Raw genomic sequence first — 23,553 nt, 5'->3', positions numbered from 1 at the left:
CAATCCATCTATCCGTTATGCCGCGCGATGGATTGCTTCGCTGCGCTCGAAATGACGGGGAGTGAGCGCGGGCTCAAATCAGCGTCTCGTAGAGGTCTTTCCATTCGGGATTCAATTCTTCAATCAGCGCCAATTTCTTCGCGCGACTGCCGGCTTTGATCTGCTTTTCCCGGGTGATCGCATCGATCATGGTTTCATGCAGTTCGTACCAAACCAGAATTTTGCAGCCGTATTTTGCCGAGAAGCCCTTCACCAGTCCCTCGTGATGCTCGAAGGCGCGTTTTGGCAGGTTTGAGGACGCCCGTGTAGAGCGTGCCGTGTCGCTTACTTGCGACGAGGTAGACGCAGGGTTGTTTCATCCATCATCTCCGATCCCTCCTCCACGTCATTGCGAGGAGCCCTTGCGACGAAGCAATCCACCTATCCGTTATGCCGCGCGATGGATTGCTTCGCTGCGCTCGCAATGACGGCTGATCGAGTGTCACCCAGCCCCGATCAGCGGAATCGCTTCATCCCGCTCGTACAAATACAGCAAACAGCGCAGCGCTTCGCCGCGGTCGCCCTTGAGTTTCGGATTGTCCTTCATGATCCGCAGCGCCTCGTCGCGGGCTTGGGTGATGAGCTGGCCGTGGACTTCGGAGCGGGCGATGCGGTAGCCGGGCAGGCCGCTTTGCCGGATGCCGAGCACATCGCCTTCACCGCGCAGTTTCAGATCTTCCTCGGCGATCCGGAATCCGTCTGACGTTCCGCGGATCACTTTCAGCCGGGCGGTCGACATCTCGTTGAGCGGCTCCTTGTAGAGCAACAGGCAGGTGGACGCCTCCGAACCGCGCCCGATGCGGCCGCGCAATTGATGCAATTGGGCGAGGCCAAAGCGTTCGGCGTTCTCGATCACCATGATCGACGCGGCGGGAACGTCGACGCCGACTTCGACCACGGTGGTGGCGACCAGGAGGCCGATTTCGTGGGCGGCGAACTGCGCCATTACGCGGTCCTTTTCCGTGCCCTTCATCTGGCCGTGGACGAGCCCGACGCGGTCACCAAATCGCTGCTGCAGGCGCTCGAACCGCTCGGTGGCGTTGGTGAGGTGCTCGATGCCTTCGGCCTCGGACTCTTCCACCAGCGGACAGATCCAGTAGACCAGCTTGCCGGCCTTGAGCGCACGGCCGACGCCGTCGACCACTTCATCGAGCCGGCTGTTGGGAACGGTGCGGGTGTCGATCGGCTGCCGGCCGGCGGGCTTCTCGCGCAGTTCCGAGACGTCCATGTCGCCGAAATAGGTCAGCACCAGCGTGCGCGGGATCGGCGTCGCGCTCAGCACCAGCACATCGACGGCATCGCCCTTGTTGGTCAGCGCCAGCCGTTCGCGCACACCAAAACGATGCTGTTCATCGACCACGGCGAGCGCCAGCGATTTGAAGATCACATCGTCCTGGATCAGCGCGTGGGTGCCGACCAGAAAATCGATCTCGCCGGCTTCCAGCTGGGCCAGGATTTCCCGTCGCTCCTTGCCCTTTTCGCGCCCGGTGAGGATCGCCACGCGCATGCCGGCGCGTTCGGCCAGCGGCGTGATGGTCTTGATGTGCTGGCGCGCCAAAATTTCGGTCGGCGCCATCAGTGCCGCCTGCTTGCCGGCCTCGGTCACGGCTGCGGCCGCCAGCAGCGCCACCACCGTCTTGCCGGATCCGACGTCGCCCTGCAGCAACCGCAGCATCCGCACCGGCTGTCGCAGATCCCCGGTGATGGCGGCGACCGCGTCGCGCTGTGACGCCGTCAGCGCGTAAGGCAGCGCATCGATGATCCTGCTGCGCAGATGGCCGTCACCGGCGTGGCGGTCGCCGGCCGGCCGGCGCAATTGCGCCCGCACCAGCGCCAGCGCCAGTTGACCCGCCAAAAGTTCGTCGAAGGCGAGCCGCGACCAGAACGGGCCATCGGGAAGGATGTCCGTGAGCTCGACCGGAATATGGACTCTCGCGAACGCTTCCCGGATGGGCGGGAAGTGGCAGCGGCGGATCACTTCCGGGCTGATCCACTCGGGCAGTTCGGGGAGTTTTTGCAGTGCCTGGGCGACCGCGCGGCGCAGCGAGCCGAGCGCGAGGCCTTCGGTCAGCGGATAGACCGGATCGATGCCGGTCAGTTTCGCAAAGGCCGCTTCATCCACGATGTTGGTGGGGTGCACGATCTGGGGAATCCCGTCGTACATCTGCAACGTGCCGGAGACGTAGCGCTTCTCGCCTACGGGAAGCAGCTTTTCGACATAGCCGGGCTTGGCGCGGAAGAACGTCAACACCACGTCGCCGGTGTCGTCGCTGGCGTAGACGAGGTAGGGCGCGCGCGAATTGCGCGGCGGTGGCGGCCGGTGGCGATCGACGGTGACTTCGAGCGTCACCACGGTTCCCTGCACGGCCTCGCGGATCTTTGGCCGCGCCCGGCGATCGATCACGCTGGCCGGCAGATGCAGCAGCAGATCGACCAGCCGCGGCGTCTCGCTGCGGCCGAGCAGATAGCGCAGCAATTTGTCCTGCTTCGGCCCGACGCCAGGAAGCGTCGTGACCGGAGCAAACAGCGGATTGAGCAAAGGAGGGCGCATTGAGGAAGCTAAGTCCGTTTCGGCCGGGAATGCCCGGCTTTGTAGCGAACGTCCACGGCTTTTTTCGTGCCGCAGAACCTACGATGCCTGAAACGCGGCGCCCTTGAACCGCTTGACCGGGCTGCCGCGCTCGAGGCGATCATGTGCGGCATGGGCGTCATTCCGCGCGGTGATCGCTTCCAGTTCGCCCTGCAGCCTGATCAGTGTCGCAATCCGCTCCAATGCCAGCGCCTTGTTCCGATGCTGCGAGCGTTCCTCGCGCGCCACGACGGACAGGCCGCTTGCAATGTGGGTCGCACGCACGGCGCTCTCGGTCTTGTTCTGGTGCTGACCGCCGGGGCCGCCGGCCCGGAAGGCTTCAAAGCGAACGTCGTGCGCGGCCGGCGCTGTCGGCGCTTCGGGCGGCGCCGGAAGTTCGAAAACGCCAATGAACCAGTTTTTGCGCTTGTGATGTGGCCGGAGCGGGCTTGGCGCCACCCACTGGATCGAACCGATCCATGGCCGTGCAAAGGCCGCGGCGGCGTCGCCGTGGATCACCGTTATCGCCGACGCCGGACCATGCCCGTCCGGATTCGGTCCATTCACGCAATCGATATCAAGGCCGAGTGCGGTCGCTTCGGCGGTGAGGGCCGCAACAGTCTTTGCGAGCGCGATCCGGCATTCTGCCGGACCGCGTCCGCTGGTCAGGAGAAGCCGGATCATCGGCGATCCTCCTTCCAGGATTTTTCGCGCTTGCTGCTGCTCGCTGCGACGCTGGATTGCGCCTTCTTGAACGTCACCAGCGGCCGGAACGTCGCCACCACGCGCGCCAGGCCGAACTCGACGAGATCGGCGATGACGCGATCGATGCTCTTGTAGGCCTCCGGCGCCTCTTCCACGAGCAGGCCGCGATCCCCGCAGACGACGATGCCGCCGTACGGATTGCGCTCCAGCCGTGCCACGTCGGATTTCTTGCCCCGCACGCGGCCGTGCATGGATGCCCGGTCGTATTTGCGGCCCGCACCATGCGCGAGCGAGGCGAGCGCCTCGGTTCGCATCGGAGCCAGCGGCTCCACCAGATAGGACAGCGTCCCGCGCGATCCCGGCACCGGCACCAGCCCGCGATCGGAAGCCGCCGCGCCTTTCCGGTGCAGCGCCATGACCTCGCCACCGACAGAGCCCTGACGCTCGACCATGTTGTGGGCCAGATCGTTGACAGGACGCAGGTCCGCACGCGCCGCCGCTGCGGCCCGCTCGGCGATGATGCGACGGTTGAGCTTGGCCCATCGCACGGCGTGATCATGCGCATCCATGTAGGACTTGCCCTCATCGCTCGCGGGATCAAGCGATGCTTGACCGTTCGACAGGACGCGCTCCAGGATCGAGTAACCAAGACCCCGCGAGCCGGAATGAACCAGCACATAGGCCTGATCCCGGTCCAGTCCCGCCTGCGCGGCCGTCTCCGGGGATGAGGATTTCCTCGATCGCCTGGATCTCGCAGAAATGGTTGCCGCCGCCGATGCTGCCGAGCGAAGCATCGAACATCGTGGCGTCAAGGCCGGCATCGACCAGTACACCGGCGACATCGCCATCCCAGGGGTGATCGAGGGAGCTCAAGCGGTCGGCCAGTTGGTCGAACCGCAGCTTGCGCGCCGCGATATCGAGCGCAAACAGCCCCATGCCGCAGCCGATGTCGGAGCCGACCAGCTGCGGATGAATCCGGTCGGTCAGAATGGCGCAGCCGACAGGACCATATTTGCCGGGATGCAGATCCGGCATGGCGGCGACCGCCCGGACGCCGGCTAGGCCAGCGACCTGTTCGAGTTGAAGCGTGGCATTGCCCTCGATCCAGGATTTGGACGAGGCGAAGACATGGATCGGCGCACGGCCGTCCATCTTGGGAGAAGTGCCCATTTAAAAAGCTTTCAGAAGATTTGGAATCGTCGACGCGCACAGCACAGCGTTCGCTGACTTAAGCGCGTGATTTCCCAAGCGGCGCGGCTAACGCACGCGCCCTTAGGCGATGCCCTCGACGGGGTGGCGAGACATCAACGTCATCGAGCCTTCTCCCTGTTGATCGAACCAAAATCGGCCACCGATCGCGCAGATCACATACCGGCGAAACGCAAAAGCTGCAAGTCCGCCGCGACCTCTTGGATTTGTGCCGGAAACGCTACTGACATTCGCCGCTTCCATGGCTATATCAACTCCGCCCGGCACGTCCGGGCTTTTGGCGTTCGGATGGGAATGGGACAATGACGGGTTCGACACGATCGAGCGGTGGGCTCGATGACCGCCGCAAGCGGCTTTTGTTTCGCTGCTGGCATCGCGGCACCCGTGAGATGGATCTCATTCTCGGGCGCTTTGCCGATGCCGAGATCGCTGATCTGTCTGATGGCGATATGGCCGAACTGGAACGGCTGCTCGAGGTGCCCGATCCCGATCTCTATGCCGCGCTGACCGGCGAAAAGCCGCTCGATCCCGAGTTCGCCAGTGCGCTGTTCGATCGCATCAAGGCGCGTCGCGCCGTGGACCACGACGCATGAAGTCTCCAGTCAAATCGCCCGCCTCGCTATTGGCCCCCGGCCGGGCGCTGACCTTTGCGAATGTCGCCGAGGGCGCGGAAGGCCTGGTCGTTGCTGACCTCGCACGCGCGGTCGCCGCCAAGCCGAAACCACCGGCGGTGAGCCTTGCGGTGGTGTGCCGCGACGGCCCTCGCATGCAGCAATTGGCACGGGCGCTGGAGTTTTTCGCGCCCGATTTGCCTATGATGCAGTTTCCGGCCTGGGACTGCCAACCCTATGACCGGGTATCGCCGCATGGCGGCGTCTTGGCCCAGCGCCTGACCACGCTGGCGCGGTTGTCGCGGCTTCAAGGCAGCGACAAGCCACTGATCGTGCTGACCACGGTCAACGCCATCGTTCAGCGTGTTCCGGCGCGCGAGGTTGTCGCGGCGCAGGCGCTGTCGGTGGCGCCCGGCCATGTCGTGCCGATGGACTCCATCGTCGCCTGGCTGGAGCATAATGGCTACAACCGCTCCTCGACCGTGCGCGAGCCCGGCGAATACGCCGTGCGCGGCGGCATCCTCGATCTGTTTCCGGCCGGGCTCGACCAGCCGGTGCGGTTCGACTTCTTCGGCGACAGTCTGGAATCGATCCGCACGTTCGACGCCGAGACCCAGCGCACGCTGCTCGACATGCGCGCGCTCGACCTGGTGCCGGTCTCGGAATTCCAGCTGGTCACCGAGACCATCCGTCGCTTTCGCATGGGGTATGTCGCGACCTTCGGCGCGCCGCAGCGCGACGATCTGCTGTATGAAGCCGTCAGCGAAGGCCGCCGCCATCCCGGCATGGAACACTGGCTGCCGCTGTTCCAGGAACGGATGGACACGCTGTTCGACTATCTCGACGGCGCGCCGGTCGCGATCGAACCGCAGGGCGAGGACGCTGCGCGAGAACGTTTCAAGCAGATCGCGGACTATTATGAAGCAAGGCGCGAGGCACTGGAGCATCCCGGTGGTGGCGCGATCTACAAACCGTTGCCGCCGGACCGGCTCTATCTGAGCGAAGCGGAATGGGCGACCCGCCTTGAAGAGGCCGCGCTGGCGCGGCTGACGCCGTTCGCGGTGCCCGAGCACGGCTCCGACGTGTTCGATGCCGGCGCGCGGCAGGGGCGCAACTTCACGCCGGAGCGCGCCGATAGCTCCGTCAACGTGTTCGAAGCCGTTGTCGCCCATGTGCTGGCGCTGCAGGCGCAGCGCAAGAAGGTGGTGATCACGCTGTGGAGCGAAGGCTCGCGCGACCGCATGGGCAGCATGTTGCGCGACCACAAGCTTAACAACCTCACCAGCGTCAACACCTGGCGCACGGTGCAGGCGACCCCGCGCAACGAGGCCATGCTGGCGGTGGTCGGCATGGAATCCGGTTTCGAGACCGACGACGTCGCCGTCATCAGCGAACAGGACATTCTCGGCGACCGCCTGGTGCGGCCGCGCAAGGCGAGCCGCAAGCTCGACAATTTCATCTCGGAGGTCACGAGCCTCGCCGCCGGCGACCTCGTGGTGCATGTCGAGCACGGCATTGGCCGGTTCATCGGGCTGCAGACGCTGGAAGTGTCCGGCGCGCCGCATGACTGCCTCGAGCTGCATTACGCCGCCGAGACAAAGCTGTTCCTTCCCGTCGAAAACATCGAGCTGCTGTCGCGCTACGGCTCCGACCACGCCAATGTCGAACTTGATCGTCTGGGCGGCGGCGGCTGGCAGGCGCGAAAGGCAAAACTCAAGAACCGCATCCGCGAGATCGCGGGCGAACTGATCAAGATCGCGGCCGAGCGCCATCTGCACGAAGCGCCGAAAATGCCGGTGCAGGCCCATGTCTATGACGAGTTCTGCGCGCGCTTCCCCTATGAAGAGACCGAGGACCAGCTCGGCGCCATCACGTCCACGCTGAAAGATCTCGAAAGCGGCCGGCCGATGGACCGGCTGATCTGCGGTGACGTCGGCTTCGGCAAGACCGAGGTGGCGCTGCGCGCTGCCTTTGCGGTCGCGCTCGACGGCAAGCAGGTCGCTGTGGTGGTGCCGACTACGCTGCTGGCGCGGCAGCACAACAAGACCTTTACCGAACGTTTTCGTGGCTTCCCCGTCAATGTCGCGCAAGCCTCGCGGCTGGTCGCGCCGAAGGAACTGACGCAGGTCAAGAAGGGGCTGTCGGAAGGCAATGTCGACATCGTCGTCGGCACCCATGCGCTGCTCGGCAAGGCGATCAAGTTCAGGGATCTCGGCCTCCTGATCGTCGACGAGGAGCAACACTTTGGCGTCAGCCACAAGGAGCGGCTGAAGCAATTGCGCGCGCAGGTCCATGTGCTGACGTTGAGTGCGACGCCGATTCCCCGCACGCTGCAACTGGCGCTGACCGGCGTGCGCGACCTCTCGATCATTGCGTCGCCGCCGGTCGATCGCCTCGCGGTACGCACCTTCGTGGCGCCGCATGACCCCCTGATGATCCGCGAGGCGCTGCTGCGCGAACGCTACCGCGGCGGGCAGGCGTTTTATGTGGTGCCGCGTATCGAGGATCTCGCGAGCGTAAAGGACTTCCTCGACAAGACCGTGCCGGAGATGAAAGTCGCTGTCGCCCATGGCCAGATGCCGCCGACCGTGATCGAAGACATCATGTCGGCGTTCTACGACGGCAAATACGACGTCCTGCTCTCGACCACGATCGTCGAATCCGGGCTCGACATTCCCTCGGCCAATACGCTGATCGTGCACCGCGCCGACATGTTCGGCCTCGCGCAGCTCTATCAGCTGCGCGGCCGGGTGGGGCGCTCGAAACTGCGCGCCTATGCGCTGTTCACGCTGCCGGCGCAGCAGAAGATCACAGCCCAAGCCGAACGGCGGCTCAAGGTGCTGCAATCGCTGGAAACGCTGGGCGCGGGCTTCCAGCTCGCATCGCACGACCTCGATATCAGAGGCGCCGGCAATCTGCTCGGCGAGGAGCAATCCGGCCACATCAAGGAAGTCGGCTTCGAGCTTTATCAATCGATGCTGGAAGAGGCGATCCTCAACCTCAAGGCCGGTGTGGTCGAGCCGGCGGCCGACCGCTGGTCGCCGCAGATCACCATCGGCATGCCCGTGCTGATCCCGGAGGACTACGTCAACGACCTCGCGGTGCGGCTGTCGCTGTACCGCCGGCTCGCCGATCTCGAGACCGACGAGGAGATCGACAATTTCGCCGCCGAGATGCGCGACCGTTTCGGCGTGCTGCCGGACGAGGTGCGCTATCTGTTCAAGGTCGCCGCGATCAAGGCCTATTGCCGAAGGGCCAATGTCGAGAAGGTCGATGCCGGGCCAAAGGGCGCCGTCATCAGCTTCCGCGACAACAAGTTCGCGCAGCCGGACCGGCTGGTGTTCTTCATCCGCCAGCACGGCCAGGCCGCCAAGGTGCGGCCCGACATGAAGGTGGTGTTCCTGCAGGTATGGAAGACGCCGGAAGAACGGCTGATGGGCACGACCGAGATTTTGCGGCAGCTCGCCAATCTCGCGGAGAACAAGAAGGCGGCGTAGGGCTCCGAACCATCCCCGTCATTGCGAGCGTAGCGAAGCAATCCATGTGTCGGCATGCTGCGAGATGGATTGCTTCGCTACGCTCGCAATGACGGGATCGGACGGCTACGACCCGGCGCGCTGCACTTCTTTGTCGAGCCGCATCAGCTCGACAATCCCCGTGCAATCGGGGGCGCCTCATTCGAGGCTTTGCAGCTCGCGATCACGACCGTCGGCGATATGGACAGCCCGCTGGTCTTCTTGATTGTTATCGCGCCATCTCCAGCGGTGGCTACATCGAACTTCACCTCCAACCTGGCCAATCCGCTGATCTTCCCGTTGGACACGGATGATATGAGCGTGTGCTCGGGCGAGTATGTGGCCTTGCGGTGCGCGGTGTACTTAAGCCAGCTGTACCAGCGGGAGCCGCTGACGTTCGGCATTATTCCCAACACGCCGGTCGATTCCCAGGAATAGCTGACGCCGATGAAATCGATCGCCAGGTGCACGTGGTCGCCGGACGCGAATGTGCCACTCAGCGTCGCGGTGTCGCCGCCCTGGTCGAACAGCTTACGGGCCTTCGCCTCGAATTCAGCGCAGTTGGTCGCGGTGGCGATGGCAGGTTCGACGGCGGCGGTTGGCTTCGTGTCGAGGTTTGCCTTATTGAACAGCGACAGCCCTCCCACGAGCGCAAGGGCCATCGCAAACAACGCGATCCCAGAAGCTTTCCAGGTTAGCCCCATGTTATTCGTCAACATTGCCGCTTCCTCGACGGTGGGCGCAAAGCGCCCGCGCCCGTCGGTTTAGGCGGCGAGCACATCGAACCTGTGTCGCTCCAGCGGCCCTGCGGGTTCATGGACGATTGGACGGAACATTCAGGACGCGGCGCGATGGGCCTCTTCGCCGAGGCGGGCGAGCAGCGCCTTCGCGGAATCCTTCGACTCCAGTGTCGCGACCGTCACGGTTGGTTCTGCGCGGGTGTCGCGCTTGCCGTGGCTGGTGTGGCGCATGACGCTGGACAGCCGCCGCGCGATCGTATGCGCGGTCTTGAGGTCGGTTTCGGCGAAGGCGACCACGACCGATCCGTCATCGCAAACGGCGCCAAAATCCATCTGCCGCATCAGCCGGCTGATGATGCGCGCGCCGTCGAACTGGGCGCGGGGGTGGGCGGGGTCGAAGGCGAAGCGCGCGACCGACAGGCCGCCGCCGCGTTGCTGGGTCTGATAGACCGCGCTGGCGAAGTCGCGTTCGAAGGCGGTCGGTGTGAGCAGGCCGGTGCGGGCGTCGATCAAACCCTCGGCGTCGATCGAGCGCAGGGTCCGGCTCAAATGCGCTTCGAAGGCATGCTGGCGGATCAGCGGCAGCGCGGTCGCCACCATTTGTGCGGGCTCGCCCGAGAGGATTTCGAGGTTCGGCAATTCATAGGCAGGCAATAGATCGCCTGACGTCACCACCACAGGCAGATGGCGGAAGCGGGCGTCTTCCGCCAGCACGGTCAGGAACGCATCGACCACGCGCGGGCTAAAGCCTTCGCTGAGCACGATGCCGTCGATGTCGCGTGCATTGAGATGCTTCGCCGCAGCCTCGATGCTCAGCGCGCCGACCACGCCGGTTTGTTCGCCAAGCGAGACCGACAGTGTGGGGTAGGCGCCGCCGCGGCCGACCAGCAGCACGGTAGCATCTCGGAAGGTATCGATGTCCGACAGCGCGATCCGGGTGGCCGGTACCAGCCGGCGCATCACGGTCGCGTGCAGCGAGCGGATGCGCAGCGCCGCGCGCAGGCGCGCGACGAGGCGGCTGGAATCTCCCTGGCTCTGGAAAAACGGTACGGCGTTTTCGGGCAACGTTCCCTGCGGATCGACCGCGATCAGCGGCAGATAAGGTTGATGGGCCGCGATCGGCGCGGCGAGTGCGGCAAGCGTGGCCTGATCGACGTCGGACGTCGCGGCCAATACCGCGGCCGGCTGCAGCTGTTCGACCGCGCGACCTGCGTCTGCCCATTCGGCCTCGATGACCGGAAACAGCTTTGCGACATCGAGCGTTGCGGCAAACGACGGCCGCCTTGCGGTCGATACGACGAGGATCGGGCCTTGCTGGGACATCTGACAACTCGGATCAAGCGCGCCATTATGAGTGCGCGATCCTAGTTTGCCGGGCTTAATGTGGCGTCAACGCAAGCCGCGAGATTGCGCTCAGGTGGAATTGGCCCGGTCGCGAAACGCTTCGACCATCAACGGGTTAAGCCCAAGTTCCGTCAGCGCGTCGCGGGCGCGCGCGTTGTCCTGGGCCCGGCCGGCGAGCCGATGGCCGCTAAGGCGATCCGGCAGTGCCGTGAGCAGCGCGCCTTGTCCGAGCCGCCGGGCCCATTCCTGCAGGTCCTGCGCCAGGAACCGGTAGCCGCCAACGGCCATGATGCCGGAGGGGGGCGCGGTGATGTTGATCGCGCCGGTCGAGCGGTCGAGCCGCGCGGAATAATCGGTGTCGACGTAATCGCGCGGCGCGGCTGCGATCAGCGAGTCGCTGGGGGGCGGCGGCGGCGCATAGGCCGCGACCGGGATCATCGGTCCGCGCAGTCCCAGGGTGCCCCGCGGCGTCAGCAGGATGTCGCCCGCGATCGAGGAGCCCGGCAGTTCGCGCGGCGCGCCGTGCGGTCCTGGTTTGATCAAGGCCGGCGAACCGTCCTCCGCAATCCGGCGCGCCCCGAACAAACCGACTTCGCCGAACAGGTAGACATCGGTCAGGGTTGCCTGCTGGGCCGACCAGGACGCGCTCGACAACACCTGTTCCGGCGCGCGCCACAAGCCGATGACGTTGCGCAGGGAGGGCAGGCTGCCCGCGAGGTCGAGTTCGTCCAGCCGCAGCGCCAGCTGGGCCGGGGCAATCAGCGTGTCGCAGGCATACTCGTTGACCTGCTGCTCCAGCACCTCTTCGTCGAACGGATGGTGCAACACCAGCGTTCCGCCCGACAGCAGCCACACCGTCAGCGTCGATGCGAGGCCGGCAAACGACATCGGTGAAAACGCCGACAGGATCGTTGCGCCCTGTGGCACGTCGCTTTCGAGCGAAACCGAGAGTCCGCCGGCAATCAGGCCGAGATGGGCGCGCGGGACGGGCCGGAAACCGTCCGAGGTCAGATCGAACGAGATCAGCGCCGCCTTGCGGCCATCCTGGATCACCGCGCGCGCAGTAGTCGATTCCCGCAGGATCGCATTGTCGAGCGAGGCCATGCCTTCCGGCAGATCGGTGCCGAAGCCGCACACATGGCGGATTGAAAACGCTTCGGCCGCGGCATTCATGGCCAGATCCGAATAGACGATGCCGTCGACCTTGCTGGTGGTGACGATCGCCCGCGCCGCGCTGCGGTTGAGCGCCATGGTCAGTTCCGCCTGCCGCCACAGCAAGGGCAGCACGGCGACCACGAGGCCAGCGCGATAGGCAGCCAGAATTGTCAGCGCGAATTCGATGGTGTTCGGCAGCTGGACCGCGATGACGGAGTTGGCGGGCAATCCGGATTCGATGAAATGTGCAGCCAGCGCGGAAATGGCGCGGTCGGCCTGCGCATAGGTGAGGCGCTTCGGCGTCTGCCCGGTGACGCGCTGCTTGTTGGGCGGATCGACCAGCGCCGTCGCATCCGGCTGCCGTGCCAACGACCGCTTGAACAACGTATCGAGCGTGGGCGAAGCGGCTGGCTGGGTCACGGCGTCACTTCGATGGCTTGCGTCATTTGGTTTGCGCGTCCGGTCTGTGCCACCACGTTTCGGGCAGGTACCCCGTCAAGGCGATGGTTGAAGGCCGTTCTACCCGATTCCATCGCGCGATCCATTGCTCGGCGACGTTAAACAACGGGATAGCGTAGAACCCCGACATCAGGGTGCGGTCCAGCGCCCGCACCGCCGAGACGAATTCCGGCCGCTCGCGGGCCTCCAGCAGTGCCGCGATCAGGGCGTCGATCGCCGGATCCTTTGCGCCCATGTAGTTCCTTGTGCCTGATATATCGGCGGCTTGGCTGCCCCAATAGAACGACTGCTCATTGCCGGGTGACAGCGACTGGTCCCAGCGGTTCTGCAGCATGTCGAACTCGTAGCCGAGCCGGCGCTGGTCGAATTGCACCGGATCGACCGCGCGCACGCTGGCCTCGATGCCGGCGCGTTTGAGGTCTCTGGCGTAGGCCAGCGCGATCCGCTCCTGATCGCGCGTGGTGACCAGGATCTCGAAGCTGAGGGGTGCTTTGGTCGCGCGCTGGCGCAGCACGGTGCCGTCGAGCACGTAGCCGGCCTCGGACAGCAGAGCGAGGGCAGCCCGCAGCGCCGCGCGGTCGCGGCCCGAACCGTCTGTCACGGGCAGGCGGAAGCTGCCGTCGAGAATGTCAGGCGGAATATGCGCGAGGTACGGTTTCAACAGTTCGCGCTCGCGTTGATCGGCGGCGCGGCCATAGGCTGACAATTCCGACCCGGCGAAGAAGCCTCCGGCACGCGTATAGAGGCCGAAGAAGTAGTTGCGGTTGATCCATTCGAAATCGAACAGCAGCGTCAGCGCGCGCCGCACGCGGACGTCGGAAAACAGCGGACGGCGGGTGTTGAACACCAAATACTCCGACGGCTGCGGCATCCCCGGCTTGATGGTGTCGCGGATCAGCTCGCCGCTGCGGGCGGCCGGAAAATCATAGCCGTCGTGCCAGCGCAGCGGCTCGGCCTCATTGCGGAAATCATAGAGCCCGCGCTTGAAGGCTTCGAACTGGCCGTTGGACTCGCGGTAGTAATCGAACCGGATCTCGTCGAAGTTCCACAGGCCCCGGTTCGCCGGCAGGTCACGGCCCCAATAGTCGGGATTGCGCGTCAGCGTGACGCTGGCGCCGGGGCGCACCGCAGTGACCCGATAGGGACCGGAGCCGACCGGTCCCGTCATCGTGGTTTCTTCAAAGGTTTCGGGATCGACCGCATGGCGCGGCAATACCGGCATCAGGCCGAGGATCAACGGCAGTTCGCGGTCGGGCGCGCCGCCGAAATCGAACCTGACGGTGAGCGGGTCGGGCGCTTCGGCCTTGGCGACCTTGGCGTAATACTGGCGGTGGTTGGGGCGGCCGCGGTCGCGCAGCAGCGCCCAGGAAAACAGCACGTCGTCGGCCGTTACCGGCTTGCCATCCGAGAACCGTGCCCGGGGATCGAGATGGAACGTGACATAGCTCCTGATGTCGTCGGTCTCGACGCTCCTGGCGAGCAGTCCGTAGAGCGTGAAGGCCTCGTCGTTGCCGCGGCTCATCAGGCTCTCGACGACAAAGCCCCTGATCTGCTGCAGGGCGAGGCCCCGGACGATGAACGGATTGAGGCTGTCGAAGGTGCCAAGCAGACCCCAGACCAGCCGGCCGCCCTTCGGCGCATCCGGATTGGCGTAGGGCATGTGGGCAAAATCGGCCGGCAGGGCCGGCGCGCCATGCATGGAGATCGCATGGCTTTCACCGGCGCGGGCCTTGCCCGCGAGGGCCAGCGGCAACAGGCCGAGCGCGAGCACAACGCTGGCGAGAATACCAGGCCGGATACGTCCAAAGACTAACATCTGCACGCGCGGATTTGATTCGGGGTCACACACCAGTGAGCTTTACCATAGGCCTTGACCACAGGCCTCGGCGTCCCACCGAGACCGCGGTCAAAGATGCCTGTCGGCATTGATCTTTTCGTCCGCCGCTGTATTGAAGGCGTGCAATTGACTAGGCGGTGACGCCTGTCACGTATCCGCCTCAATTGACTAGGAGACAGCCGCCCAAACGGCTAGGTGTCGGTGCCTGCAGCGGTTTCGGGCGCTCCCGTTCAGAAAGGGTTTTCCGCAATGAATTTCCGTATTTTGGCCGTCCGGCCGCATGGGCGGGTTGCCGCCTTGTTGGCGGCGACGGCATTGTCCGCGACGTTGCTCGTCGCAGGTGCGCAGGCCCAGACCCCGGCTCCGGCCCCCGGCGCGCCCAAGGAGGCCCCGAAGGCCGCTCCCAAGGCTGCCCCGAAAGCCGCTCCGAAGGCTCAAGCGCCCGCGGCCCCGAACGGCCAGCCGGCCCCGCCAGCGGCTGCCGGTGCTCCCCCGGCAGGCGGTCAGTCGCAGGACCAGCAGGTCCAGCTGATCTATGCGCCCTGGACCAAATTCTGCCTCAAGGGGCAGGACGCCGGTGCCAAGCAGGTCTGCTTCACCGGTAAGGACGGGCGCATCGAGTCCGGCCAGCCGGTCATCGCGGCCGTCATCATCGAGCCGGAAGGCGAGCCGAAGAAGATCCTGCGCGTGACGCTGCCGCTCGGCATGCAGCTCGTGCACGGCACCCGCGTCATCGTCGATGCCAATCCCCCGGCGCAGAGCCCCTATGTGATCTGCTTCCAGAATGGTTGCATGTCGGACTACGAAGTGAGCCCGGAACTGCTGGCCAACCTGAAGAAGGGCCAGAATCTGGTGGTCCAGGCGATCAACTCCAACGGCGCGCCGCTGACGCTGCCGCTGCCGCTGGCCGAATTCGCCAAGGCCTATGACGGGCCGCCGACCGACCCCAAGGAATTCGAAAAGACCCAGCAGAAGTTGCAGGAAGAACTGCAGAAGCGGGCTGAAGAAGCGCGCAAGAAGCTCGAGGCCAACCCGCCCGCTGGCGGCGCGCCGGGCAATGCCAATCCGGCGGCGAAGTAACGCCGCTTTATCAACCAACAAAAAGGCGCCCGGGACCGGGCGCCTTTTTCGTTCAGAGAACCCGGATTTCGCTGCGCTCCATCCGGGCTACACGTGAGGTGGACTAGTTCAAAGAGGGATTGCGCGGACGATAGCCGCCGGACTTGTCCTTGACGAAGATCTCGGCGACCTGCGAATGCCGGATCGGTTCGCCGGAATCGTCGGGCAGCAGATTCTGCTCGGAGACATAGGCGACGTATTCGGAGTCCGAATTCTCCGCCAGCAGATGATAGAACGGCTGATCCTTGTGCGGCCGAACGTTCTCAGGGATCGACAACCACCATTCCTCGGTATTGTTGAATTCCGGATCGATGTCGAAAATCACGCCCCGGAATGAAAACACCCGGTGACGGACGATCTGACCGATCTGGAATTTGGCGGTGCGCGCTTTGATCATACCTCGTCGAATAGACCATGATTGTGGCCGATGCTAGGGGCAAAAGGTTGCATTAACTCTCAAGTCCGGCCGGCACATCCGGCGCTAGCCCCAAGAAAACATTGACGAAACGCTGACAAAAAGACCCCCATTGCATGGCCGATATCCTCAATCTGGCGATTCCCTATTTCGGGGTGATCTTCATCGGCTTTGCCTGCGGCAAGACCAGGGGGCTGCCGGAGGCGGGGCTGGCCTGGATGAATTTCTTCCTGCTCTACGTCTCGCTGCCGGCCCTGATGTTCGGCATCATGGCCAAGACGCCGTTTTCGGAACTCAACAACCCGCCATTCCTGATCGCGACCACGCTCGGGACCGTGATCGCCTTCGTCGTTGCCGTGGTGACTGGCCGAGTCATCGGCGATCTTTCGCTGCGCAAGGCAACCCTGGCCGGGCTGGCCGGCGCCTATGGCAATATCGGCTATATGGGTCCGGGGCTGGCGCTCGCCGTGCTCGGCACCAAGGCGGCCGCGCCGACCGCGCTGATTTTTTGTTGCGACAGCATTTTCCTGTTTTCGATCGTACCGATCCTGATCGCGTTCACCGATCGCGAGCATCGCTCGCTGTTGCACACGCTCGGCATCGTGGTGCGGCAGATCGTGCTCAACCCGCTGATCATGTCGGCCGGCGCCGGCGCGCTCGCCGCGGCACTGCATTATCGTCCCCCCGTCGCGATCGACAACACGCTGGTGTTTTTGCAGAACGCCGCGGCGCCGACGGCATTGTTCGTGCTGGGCGTCACCGTCGCGTTGCGCCCGTTCGATCGCGTGCCCTGGGAAGTGCCCGGCGTGATCGCGGTCAAGCTCCTGATCCATCCGCTGATCGTGTTCGGTCTGATGCTGCTGTTCGGGCCGTTCGCACAGCCCTGGGCAGCCACCGCGGTTCTGATGGCGTCACTGCCGCCGGCGCTCAACGTGTTCGTGATCGCGCGGCAGAACAACACCTGGATCGAGCCGGCGTCAGTCGCCGTCCTGATCGGCACCTTCGCCTCCGTCGTCACGCTGACCAGCGTGATGTGGTTCATCCAGAGCGGAAGGCTGGGGCTGCCGTAAAGATCGCCAGGGCGCCTACAGTCGGGTTCACGCCCTAGCCCACGCGCTTCCATGTCGGCGCGAGGCCCTCGCGCATGGCGAGCCGCCGCAGCGGACCGAACGAGCCGATCAGGTGCAGCCCCAACGCGCGCAGCGACTGCACGGGGAGGAAATCGCTGAGCAGCGAGCGGTTGGCGAGGTCGATGGCAAACATCCGGCTGGCAACATCGGAACGGCGGGCGGATTGATAGCGCGCCAGCACTTGCGGCGCGCCCGGATCCTCGCCGATCGAGATCGCGTGGCCTGCGATATCGGCGATGTCGGCGGCATCGCGCAATCCCATGTTGAGACCCTGCGCGCCGATCGGCGGCAACACATGGGCGGATTCGCCGACCAGCGCCACGCGATGGCTGGCGAACTGCTTTGGACTTTCGATCGAGAGCGGAAACAGGTTGCGCCCTGGCTCGACCCGCACGCTGCCGAGAATGAAGTGCGATTGCTTTTCCGCGGCGCTGGACAGTTCGTCGTCGCCGAGCGCCTTCAGCCGCTCAGCTTCCCTTGCGGCGGAAACCCACACCACGCTGCTGCGGTTGCCGGGCAGGGGCACGAACACGCACGGCCCGTGCGGGGTATGAAACTCGGTGGAGATATTCTTGTGCGGCCTTGAATGGCTGATGTTGAAGGTCAATGCCGACTGGTGCAGGTCGCGGCGCTTGACGTCGATGCCGGCGGCCTCGCGCGACAGGGACTGCCGCCCGTCGGCGCCGATCACCAGCCGCGCCGACAGCGGGCCGCCCGCACGGGTATGGATGGCAGCCATCGCATCCTGCGGATCGACCGCTGCGGCCTCATCGTCAAATCGCGTCAGGCCGGACAATTCGGCGGCGCGCTCTTCCAGGGAAGCCATCAGCGTCCGGTTGTCGATATTGTAGCCGAATTGGTCGAGGCCGATTTCCTGCGACGAAAACCGCACTTCCGGCGCCCGGATCAGGCGGCCGGTGTCGTCGACGAGCCGCATGGTCCGCAAGGCTGCGGCCTGATCCCGGCAGCGGCGCCAGACATCCAGACGTTCGAGCAGATCGGTGGAGGCGCCCAGCAGCGCTGTGGTGCGGTTGTCGGCATAGGCGGCGCGGCGGGCGAGCAAGGCGGTCCTGGCACCGGTCTCAGCCAGCGCGATGGCGGCGGTCAGTCCCGCCGGTCCGCCGCCGATCACAACGGCGTCATAAATTGGCGATGCATCGTTCATATTGGAACAATCGACATTCGCGGCGGCATTTTCAAGTCATTGACCTCCCTAAATGTTTCCACCGCTTCGCGCGGCGGAAGGCCGCAAGCGCCGATATGCAAAACGGGGCGATTCCTGTAAGCACTGCCGGAGCAATGGACCAGACACAAGAACCAAAAGCATCTCCCGCGACGACGCGAATGCGGACGGCCGCATTCGGCGTCCACGTCTTCACGGCGCTTGGGGCGGGCATCGGCCTGATTGCGATGTTGGAAGCGGTGCGCGAGCACTGGGCCGCCATGTTCGGCTGGCTTGGCGTCGCGCTCATCATCGACGCCATCGACGGTCCGCTCGCGCGCAAATTCGACGTGGTGCGGCTGCAGCCGAACTGGTCGGGGGAGGTGCTCGACCTCGTTGTCGATTTCGTCACTTACGTGTTCGTTCCGGCCTACGCCATCACCGCGAGCGGCTTGCTGTTGCCGCTGGCGGCGCCGCTGCTCGGCATCGGCATCATGACCTCCAGCGCGCTCTATTTTGCCGACCGCCGCATGAAGGCAGCGGACAACCATTTCCGCGGCTTTCCGGCGGTGTGGAACGTCGCGGCATTCTATCTGTTTCTGCTGCATCCATCGCCGGCGCTTGCCACGCTTGGCGTAGCGCTCCTGATCGCGCTGACGTTCGCGCCATTCCACGTGCTGCATCCGATCCGCGTCGTGCGTCTGCGCTGGCTGACCCTGTGGTTGCTGGCCGCATGGGCCGTGCTTGCGGCCTACACCCTTGCCTGCGACTTCGCTGTGGGCATTCCCATCACCGTCGGTCTCTGCGCAATCGCCATCTACGTCGCCGGCAGCGATGCCGTGATCCGCAAACTGAAATCGTTCAAGGCATGATGGAATTACTGACCAGCCCGGAAGCGTGGGTGGCGTTGCTGACGTTGACCACGCTCGAAATCGTCCTCGGAATCGACAACGTCATCTTCCTGTCGGTGATCGTCTCAAGGCTTCCGCCGGAGCAGGCCAATCGCGCGCGCCAGATCGGCTTGCTGCTGGCGCTGGTGTTCCGCATCATGTTGCTCAGCGTGCTGGTGTGGCTGATCGGCCTGACGGAACCTGTACTGATCGTGAAAAGCGTGACGCTGTCCTGGCGCGACATCATCCTGATCGGCGGCGGCATGTTCCTGATCGCGAAGGCGACGCATGAAATTCACGCCGAAGTGGAGGCGCGCGAGGCCGAGCCCGAGGCCAAGCCGAACGCGAGCGTATTCTTCTGGGTGATCATGCAGATCATCGTCGTCGACATGGTGTTCTCGCTGGATTCGATCATCACCGCGATCGGCATGGCCGAGGATATCGAGATCATGGTCGCCGCCGTCGTGATCGCCTGCTTCATCATGTACGTCTCGTCGGGCCCGGTTTCGAAGTTCGTGGCCGATCACCCGACCACCAAGATGCTGGCGCTGGCGTTCCTGGTGCTGATCGGCGTGGCGCTGGTGGCGGACGGATTCAAATTCCACATCCCGCGCGGCTACATCTATTTCGCCATCGTGTTCGCTGCCGCGGTCGAATTGTTCAACGTGCTGGCCCGGCGCAATCGCAAAAAAGTCGTCAAACAACGGGTTTAGGCCCCCGCGAGTTGACATTACGGCCTTGATGGCTTTCGCTCCGCCACGAGCCGGGGCGCTTGAAGCCGATACCGAGGGAGAAAAGGTGATGGTCAAGGCCGTGCGCGTGCACAAGGTAGGGGGTCCGGAAGCCCTGGTGTATGAGAGCGTCGACGTGCCGGCGCCGGGACCGGGCGAGGTCCGCATGCGCCAGCACGCCGTCGGCCTGAACTTCATTGACGTGTATTTCCGCACCGGTCTCTACAAGGCGGCGGGGCTGCCATTCATCCCCGGCAATGAGGCCGCGGGCGAAGTGGTAGCGGTCGGTCCTGGTGTCACCAACTTCCATCCCGGCGACCGCGTCGCCTATTATTTCAATCTCGGCGGCTACGCCTCTGAACGCGTGATCCCGGCGGACAAGCTGGTCAAGCTGCCCGACCACATCACCTACGAGCAGGGCGCGGTGCTGATGCTCAAGGGCCTGACGGTCTGGTACCTCCTGCACAAGACCTTCAAGGTCGAGCCCGGCCATCGCGTGCTGATCCACGCGGCCGCCGGCGGCATCGGCCTGTTGGCCTGCCAATGGGCGAAGGCGCTCGGTGCGCATGTGATCGGCACCGTCGGCACCAAGGCGAAAGCCGACCTCGCGCTTGCCAATGGCTGCGACCACGTCATCCTCTACAACGAGGAGGACTTTGTCGCGCGGGTCAAACAGATCAGCCGCAACGGACTGTGCGACGTCGTCTATGACGGCGTCGGCAAGACCACATTCCCGGGCTCGCTGTCGTGCCTGCGACCGCGCGGCCTGTTCGTCAGCTTCGGCAATGCGTCGGGCCCGGTGCCTCCGTTCGCGCTCGCCGAGCTCAATAACCACGGTTCGCTGTTTGCGACGCGGCCAAAACTCAACGATTACGTCAGCACCCGCCGCGACCTGCTGGAGGGCGCCGACACGTTGTTCGCCGCCGTCATCAACGGCAAACTGCACGTTCCGATCAACCACGCTTATGCGCTGAAGGACGTGGCGAAGGCGCACACCGACCTGGAGGGCAGGGCGACGACGGGTGCGATTATTTTGCGGCCGTGATAGGTGTCGTCCGGCCTTGAGCTCAGATGTGCAATTGCACATCGGGGGACCCATACCGCGTGATCCATCGATGGAAGAAAGGCGATAGAGACCGCCTGCGATTACAACGGCCGCGGCGTATGGGTCCCGGCTCAAGGCCGGGACGACGATAGAGCTACGCCACCATCCGCGCCGCTCCCATCTGGGTCAGCACCGTATCCAGGCAATCGATCATCATCGAGATTTCCTCGCGCGTGACGTTGAGCGCCGGCATGAACCGCAGCGCGTCCGGCTGCGGCGAGTTGAGCAGCACGCCATCCGCAAATGCCTGCGCGACGATCGCGGCGCCGATCGGCAGTTTGAGGTCGAGCGCCAGCAGCAGTCCCCGGCCGCGCACGTTGCCGAGACCGTGGCGCGCCGACAGTTTCTGCAATTCGCTTTCCAGAAACAGACCAGTGTCCGCCACCGACTTCAGGAAGCCTGATGTTGCGACGTGTTCGAGCACCGCAAGGCCGGCGGCGCACATCAGCGGGTTGCCGTTGAAGGTGCCGCCCTGGTCGCCATGCTCGAAACAGGACGCATAGTCGGTCGCCAGCAATGCTGCGAGCGGCACGCCGCCGCCGATGCCTTTGCCGAGCGTCATGATGTCAGGCTCGATCCCGGCATGCTCGTAGTGGAACAGTTTTCCCGACCGGCCCATGCCTGTCTGAATCTCGTCGACGATCAGCAGCAGCCCGCGCTCCTGGGTCAGCGCCCGCAACTCCCTGAGGAATTGATCGGTCGCCGGCCACACGCCGGCTTCGCCCTGCATCGGCTCCAGCATGACGGCAACGGTCTTGCCCGAGATCAGCCGCTTGACGGAATCGAGATCGTTGAGCTGCGCCTTTGGAAATCCGGTGACCTTGGGCTCGAACAGCGGCTCGAAAGCCTTCTTGCCCGACGCCGACATGGTGGCGAGCGTGCGGCCGTGGAAGCCGCCGACGAAGGTGATGATCTCGTGCGCGCCGCCCTTGTACAGCGTGCCAAATTTACGCGCGAGCTTGATGGCGCCCTCGTTGGCTTCCGCCCCCGAATTCGCAAAGAACACCTGGTCGAAGCAGCTGTTGGCGACCAGCGCATTGGCGAGCTTGAGGCTGGGCTCGTTGAAGAACGCCGGACTCGGCGTCAGCAGCAGTTTTGCCTGCGCGGCAATCGCGTCGGCGATGATGGCAGGCGAATGGCCGAGGCAATTGACCGCCCAGCCCTGCATGAAATCGAGATAGCGCTTGCCGCTGTCGTCCCACAGATAGGCGCCTTCGCCCTTGACGAAGACGGCGGACGGCCGTGCGGTGATGTTCATCAGGGCATCGAACGGTTGGGCAGCGTTGGTCATGTCGAACTCCTCGTTGGGTTTGGGTGAAGGGCAGGCCTAAACGCAAGAAGGCCGCACTTTTCGGGTGCGGCCTTCTCGAAAACGTTGCTGAATTTAGTTGATCAGCGGTGTCGTCGGACATGGCGCAGCCCATCATCGTCGCAAGAGCGACGACGGAAAGCTGCGCGGCGGTTGGTCCGGTTCAATGTCATGGCGCAGCCCCATACAGCCGAATGGCCGGCCGTGTCAAGCGGGGAGGGGCATCATCATTCGATCCCATAGCTGCGGAATTCATCTGAAATATCGGCATTGATCGCCCTGGCAGCGGCCATGTCGATCTCTGCACCGGCCTCATCGCCCTTTTTCCGCTTGGCGATGCCACGGCCGTACAGTGAGTTCGCCAGCCTCGGATTGACGTCGAGCGCAACGGTGAAACCCTCGATCGCCGCATCGAGTTGGCCAAGCTTGAGATGGCAGAAGGCGCGGCTGTCGAGCGTATGCGCATCGCCGGGCCTGTGCTTGAGCGACTCTTCGCAGTCCGCAAGCCCTTCCTGTGGCCGGCCGACAATGGCCCGTGTCAGGCAGCGCGCATTGAGCGCGGAGGCGTATCTCGAATTCCACTTGAGCGCCTGGTCGTAGTCGGACAGGGCCCGCGAGTAATCGCGACGGTCGAAATGAACGTTGCCGCGGGCATAGGCGTCGCGATATTCGCTCGGCGCCAGCCGCAGCGATTGATCGAAATCAGCCAGCGCGCGTTCGATGTCGCCCTTGTCCCTGAACAGACGCGCCCGGTTGCCGTAGGCGGCGGCGTAGTTGGGATCGAGCCGGATCGAGGTGTTCAGGTCGGCTAGCGCGCGGGCTTCGTCGCCGCTCTTGCGATAGAAGGTGCCGCGGTTGAAATAGGCGAGCGCGAATTGCGGGTCGAGCTTGATCGCGCGATCATAGTCGGCCATCGCGCGGTCGTTCTGGTTGATGTCGCCATGGGAGTTGCCGCGATTATTGTAGTACCATGCGTCGTCCGATTTTATCCGGATCGCCAGATCATAGTTGGCGATCGCCTTTTCGGGCTCTCCCTTGTCGCTATAGGTAATCCCACGGTTGAACCACGCGAATGAATCGAGCGGATTGAGTGTGACGGCGCGGTCGAGATCGGCAATGGCCTTGACGACCTCACCCTTGCGGCGCCAGGCTTCGCCACGGTTGGTGTAAGCGCCGCCGAGTTTTGGATTGCGCCGGATCAGTTCGCTGAAATCGGCAATGGCCCGGTCGATGTCGTTCTTGGCGAGGTAGTTGGCGCCACGATTGAGGTAGGCACCAGCAAGGTCCTTTGGCTTCGTACCCTTCGCCGCGATCACGCCGGTGCAGCCGGCGATGATCTGGTCAGGAGTGCCCTTACCACCGTTGAAGCACGAGGCTCGGGCCTTCGCCGCGGGAGACGATGGCTTCGCGAAAGCCGGCATAGCCGTGAGCAAGGCCGCCAGACACACCATGGCCTTTACGGCGCCAAAGCCAATCTCTGTCTTGTTAAAGCTCGCCATCATCGATCTC

The 23,553-nt window shown here is 64.4% G+C and carries 20 protein-coding genes and 1 pseudogene; 7 read left to right on the top strand and 14 right to left on the bottom strand.

Annotation, left to right across the window (positions count from 1 at the left end; translation table 11 throughout):
• Positions 1-73: 73 nt before the first annotated feature.
• The 6 genes and pseudogenes from JQ609_RS20350 to JQ609_RS20330 all read right to left on the bottom strand — a co-directional run bounded on the left by JQ609_RS20350 (position 74) and on the right by JQ609_RS20330 (position 4,765).
• A pseudogene (locus tag JQ609_RS20350) lies at positions 74-359 on the bottom strand (GIY-YIG nuclease family protein).
• Positions 360-481: 122 nt separating this feature from the next.
• On the bottom strand, positions 482-2,590 hold the full coding sequence (gene recG / locus JQ609_RS20345; RefSeq protein WP_212274707.1) for an ATP-dependent DNA helicase RecG: 2,109 nt from the start codon (positions 2,588-2,590) through the stop codon (positions 482-484).
• 78 nt (positions 2,591-2,668) lie between these two features.
• A complete protein-coding gene (gene prfH / locus JQ609_RS20340; protein WP_212274706.1) occupies positions 2,669-3,292 on the bottom strand; it encodes a peptide chain release factor H in 624 nt (207 codons plus the stop codon).
• Complete coding sequence (locus tag JQ609_RS20335; RefSeq protein WP_312014877.1) at positions 3,289-3,990, bottom strand: RtcB family protein; 702 nt, start codon at positions 3,988-3,990, stop codon at positions 3,289-3,291. The genes prfH and JQ609_RS20335 overlap by 4 nt, the downstream gene beginning before the upstream one ends.
• Entirely contained in the window at positions 3,911-4,483 is a 573-nt protein-coding gene (locus JQ609_RS35610) for an RtcB family protein (RefSeq protein WP_283813872.1), read from the bottom strand. The genes JQ609_RS20335 and JQ609_RS35610 overlap by 80 nt, the downstream gene beginning before the upstream one ends.
• 102 nt (positions 4,484-4,585) lie before the next feature.
• The gene (locus JQ609_RS20330) at positions 4,586-4,765 is read right to left on the bottom strand and encodes a hypothetical protein (RefSeq protein ID WP_212274705.1); all 180 of its coding nucleotides are present in this window, start codon (positions 4,763-4,765) and stop codon (positions 4,586-4,588) included.
• A gap of 59 nt (positions 4,766-4,824) precedes the next feature.
• On the opposite strand from JQ609_RS20330, the gene JQ609_RS20325 reads away from it, so the two are divergent.
• Together JQ609_RS20325 and mfd are read left to right on the top strand one after the other, a co-directional pair.
• On the top strand, positions 4,825-5,115 hold the full coding sequence (locus JQ609_RS20325; RefSeq protein ID WP_212208624.1) for a succinate dehydrogenase assembly factor 2: 291 nt from the start codon (positions 4,825-4,827) through the stop codon (positions 5,113-5,115).
• Positions 5,112-8,630 (top strand): transcription-repair coupling factor, encoded by a 3,519-nt coding sequence (gene mfd / locus JQ609_RS20320; protein WP_212274704.1) that lies wholly within the window; start codon positions 5,112-5,114, stop codon positions 8,628-8,630. Before JQ609_RS20325 ends, mfd begins: the two co-directional genes overlap by 4 nt.
• A 143-nt stretch (positions 8,631-8,773) precedes the next feature.
• Here mfd and JQ609_RS20315 read toward each other — a convergent pair whose 3' ends face one another.
• From JQ609_RS20315 to JQ609_RS20300, 4 genes are all read right to left on the bottom strand, one after another.
• On the bottom strand, positions 8,774-9,367 hold the full coding sequence (locus JQ609_RS20315; protein ID WP_212274703.1) for a hypothetical protein: 594 nt from the start codon (positions 9,365-9,367) through the stop codon (positions 8,774-8,776).
• Between the two features lie 117 nt (positions 9,368-9,484).
• Positions 9,485-10,711, bottom strand: a complete 1,227-nt coding sequence (locus JQ609_RS20310; RefSeq protein WP_212274702.1) for a GGDEF domain-containing protein — start codon at positions 10,709-10,711, stop codon at positions 9,485-9,487.
• Between the two features lie 90 nt (positions 10,712-10,801).
• Positions 10,802-12,307 carry a class I adenylate-forming enzyme family protein gene (locus JQ609_RS20305; RefSeq protein ID WP_212274701.1) on the bottom strand — a complete coding sequence of 502 codons (1,506 nt, stop codon included), beginning with the start codon at positions 12,305-12,307 and terminating at the stop codon, positions 10,802-10,804.
• Between the two features lie 22 nt (positions 12,308-12,329).
• Positions 12,330-14,162 carry an extracellular solute-binding protein gene (locus tag JQ609_RS20300; RefSeq protein ID WP_212274715.1) on the bottom strand — a complete coding sequence of 611 codons (1,833 nt, stop codon included), beginning with the start codon at positions 14,160-14,162 and terminating at the stop codon, positions 12,330-12,332.
• A 270-nt stretch (positions 14,163-14,432) separates the two neighbouring features.
• Between JQ609_RS20300 and JQ609_RS20295 the strand changes: the two genes are divergently transcribed.
• Positions 14,433-15,263: an invasion associated locus B family protein gene (locus JQ609_RS20295; RefSeq protein ID WP_212208630.1), complete on the top strand. Its 831-nt coding sequence runs from the start codon at positions 14,433-14,435 to the stop codon at positions 15,261-15,263.
• Between the two features lie 103 nt (positions 15,264-15,366).
• Here JQ609_RS20295 and hspQ read toward each other — a convergent pair whose 3' ends face one another.
• Complete coding sequence (gene hspQ / locus JQ609_RS20290; protein ID WP_212208631.1) at positions 15,367-15,699, bottom strand: heat shock protein HspQ; 333 nt, start codon at positions 15,697-15,699, stop codon at positions 15,367-15,369.
• A 134-nt stretch (positions 15,700-15,833) separates the two neighbouring features.
• Between hspQ and JQ609_RS20285 the strand changes: the two genes are divergently transcribed.
• Complete coding sequence (locus JQ609_RS20285) at positions 15,834-16,787, top strand: AEC family transporter (RefSeq protein WP_212208632.1); 954 nt, start codon at positions 15,834-15,836, stop codon at positions 16,785-16,787.
• A 34-nt stretch (positions 16,788-16,821) separates the two neighbouring features.
• On the opposite strand, the gene JQ609_RS20280 is transcribed toward JQ609_RS20285, so the two are convergent.
• Positions 16,822-18,012 (bottom strand): UbiH/UbiF family hydroxylase, encoded by a 1,191-nt coding sequence (locus JQ609_RS20280; RefSeq protein ID WP_212274700.1) that lies wholly within the window; start codon positions 18,010-18,012, stop codon positions 16,822-16,824.
• A 134-nt stretch (positions 18,013-18,146) separates the two neighbouring features.
• Between JQ609_RS20280 and pcsA the strand changes: the two genes are divergently transcribed.
• The 3 genes from pcsA to JQ609_RS20265 all read left to right on the top strand — a co-directional run bounded on the left by pcsA (position 18,147) and on the right by JQ609_RS20265 (position 20,675).
• Positions 18,147-18,881, top strand: coding sequence for a phosphatidylcholine synthase (gene pcsA / locus JQ609_RS20275; RefSeq protein ID WP_212274699.1), 735 nt, complete (start codon positions 18,147-18,149; stop codon positions 18,879-18,881).
• Positions 18,878-19,612, top strand: a complete 735-nt coding sequence (locus JQ609_RS20270; RefSeq protein WP_212274698.1) for a TerC family protein — start codon at positions 18,878-18,880, stop codon at positions 19,610-19,612. The genes pcsA and JQ609_RS20270 overlap by 4 nt, the downstream gene beginning before the upstream one ends.
• Positions 19,613-19,700: 88 nt before the next feature.
• Entirely contained in the window at positions 19,701-20,675 is a 975-nt protein-coding gene (locus tag JQ609_RS20265) for a quinone oxidoreductase (RefSeq protein WP_212208636.1), read from the top strand.
• Between the two features lie 154 nt (positions 20,676-20,829).
• On the opposite strand, the gene JQ609_RS20260 is transcribed toward JQ609_RS20265, so the two are convergent.
• The gene (locus tag JQ609_RS20260; RefSeq protein WP_212274697.1) at positions 20,830-22,026 is read right to left on the bottom strand and encodes an acetylornithine transaminase; all 1,197 of its coding nucleotides are present in this window, start codon (positions 22,024-22,026) and stop codon (positions 20,830-20,832) included.
• A gap of 245 nt (positions 22,027-22,271) precedes the next feature.
• Positions 22,272-23,543, bottom strand: a complete 1,272-nt coding sequence (locus JQ609_RS20255; RefSeq protein ID WP_249128217.1) for a tetratricopeptide repeat protein — start codon at positions 23,541-23,543, stop codon at positions 22,272-22,274.
• Positions 23,544-23,553 lie beyond the last annotated feature (10 nt).

The sequence above is a fragment of the Bradyrhizobium sp. AUGA SZCCT0169 genome (assembly GCF_018130085.1).
In the GTDB taxonomy this organism is placed as follows: domain Bacteria; phylum Pseudomonadota; class Alphaproteobacteria; order Rhizobiales; family Xanthobacteraceae; genus Bradyrhizobium.
This window is presented reverse-complemented; position numbering and strand designations above follow the sequence as displayed.

Excerpts from the sequence above, each read along its gene's own strand:
- recG (WP_212274707.1), bottom strand. The coding sequence starts at position 2,590 with ATGCGCCCTCCTTTGCTCAATCCGCTGTTTGCTCCGGTCACGACGCTT.
- prfH (WP_212274706.1), bottom strand. The coding sequence starts at position 3,292 with ATGATCCGGCTTCTCCTGACCAGCGGACGCGGTCCGGCAGAATGCCGG.
- JQ609_RS35610 (WP_283813872.1), bottom strand. The coding sequence starts at position 4,483 with ATGGGCACTTCTCCCAAGATGGACGGCCGTGCGCCGATCCATGTCTTC.
- JQ609_RS20330 (WP_212274705.1), bottom strand. The coding sequence starts at position 4,765 with ATGGAAGCGGCGAATGTCAGTAGCGTTTCCGGCACAAATCCAAGAGGT.
- JQ609_RS20325 (WP_212208624.1), top strand. The coding sequence starts at position 4,825 with ATGACGGGTTCGACACGATCGAGCGGTGGGCTCGATGACCGCCGCAAG.
- mfd (WP_212274704.1), top strand. The coding sequence starts at position 5,112 with ATGAAGTCTCCAGTCAAATCGCCCGCCTCGCTATTGGCCCCCGGCCGG.
- JQ609_RS20315 (WP_212274703.1), bottom strand. The coding sequence starts at position 9,367 with ATGTTGACGAATAACATGGGGCTAACCTGGAAAGCTTCTGGGATCGCG.
- JQ609_RS20310 (WP_212274702.1), bottom strand. The coding sequence starts at position 10,711 with ATGTCCCAGCAAGGCCCGATCCTCGTCGTATCGACCGCAAGGCGGCCG.
- JQ609_RS20300 (WP_212274715.1), bottom strand. The coding sequence starts at position 14,162 with ATGTTAGTCTTTGGACGTATCCGGCCTGGTATTCTCGCCAGCGTTGTG.
- JQ609_RS20295 (WP_212208630.1), top strand. The coding sequence starts at position 14,433 with ATGAATTTCCGTATTTTGGCCGTCCGGCCGCATGGGCGGGTTGCCGCC.
- hspQ (WP_212208631.1), bottom strand. The coding sequence starts at position 15,699 with ATGATCAAAGCGCGCACCGCCAAATTCCAGATCGGTCAGATCGTCCGT.
- JQ609_RS20285 (WP_212208632.1), top strand. The coding sequence starts at position 15,834 with ATGGCCGATATCCTCAATCTGGCGATTCCCTATTTCGGGGTGATCTTC.
- JQ609_RS20280 (WP_212274700.1), bottom strand. The coding sequence starts at position 18,012 with ATGAACGATGCATCGCCAATTTATGACGCCGTTGTGATCGGCGGCGGA.
- pcsA (WP_212274699.1), top strand. The coding sequence starts at position 18,147 with ATGGACCAGACACAAGAACCAAAAGCATCTCCCGCGACGACGCGAATG.
- JQ609_RS20270 (WP_212274698.1), top strand. The coding sequence starts at position 18,878 with ATGATGGAATTACTGACCAGCCCGGAAGCGTGGGTGGCGTTGCTGACG.
- JQ609_RS20265 (WP_212208636.1), top strand. The coding sequence starts at position 19,701 with ATGGTCAAGGCCGTGCGCGTGCACAAGGTAGGGGGTCCGGAAGCCCTG.
- JQ609_RS20260 (WP_212274697.1), bottom strand. The coding sequence starts at position 22,026 with ATGACCAACGCTGCCCAACCGTTCGATGCCCTGATGAACATCACCGCA.
- JQ609_RS20255 (WP_249128217.1), bottom strand. The coding sequence starts at position 23,543 with ATGGCGAGCTTTAACAAGACAGAGATTGGCTTTGGCGCCGTAAAGGCC.